Annotated in this window: 1 pseudogene; it reads left to right on the top strand. The window is 35.5% G+C overall.

What is annotated here, in order from left to right:
- Positions 1 to 347 (top strand): annotated as a pseudogene (locus tag ALO80_RS14255) (hypothetical protein); the annotation flags it as partial.
- Positions 348 to 358: the final 11 nt, after the last annotated feature.

Raw genomic sequence — 358 nt, 5'->3', positions numbered from 1 at the left:
CAGCTAAAGAAGCCATATCCTCGATAAAGGTATTCAACCCCGAGCATCCAGAGAACCTATTATCTGCCATGTTTGGAGAACTTCATTCAGACGAAAAAATATTAGCCAGCTTCGCAAAAGAGCTTAAAAAGCAAAAAATTAGTTCTTCGATAATAAAGATACCGGAGAATCATTATCCTAAGTCCACGAAAAAGATAAAAGAAACATATGAAGGTGTGAAGGTTATATACACACAAGAACATATCGATAGCGGTGACATAGAATTTGATGATTCAGACAGTACAAAGAAAATCATTGTTTCAACCCTGCAGTATAATGTAGATGACGAATTCAATGGAAAGCTTTAACTTAGTAACCT

Origin of the sequence: Pseudomonas caricapapayae (assembly GCF_001400735.1) — a bacterium.
Taxonomy (GTDB): Bacteria; Pseudomonadota; Gammaproteobacteria; order Pseudomonadales; family Pseudomonadaceae; genus Aquipseudomonas; species Aquipseudomonas caricapapayae.
Note: the sequence above shows the minus strand (reverse complement) of the source record. Positions and strands in the feature narration are given on the sequence as shown.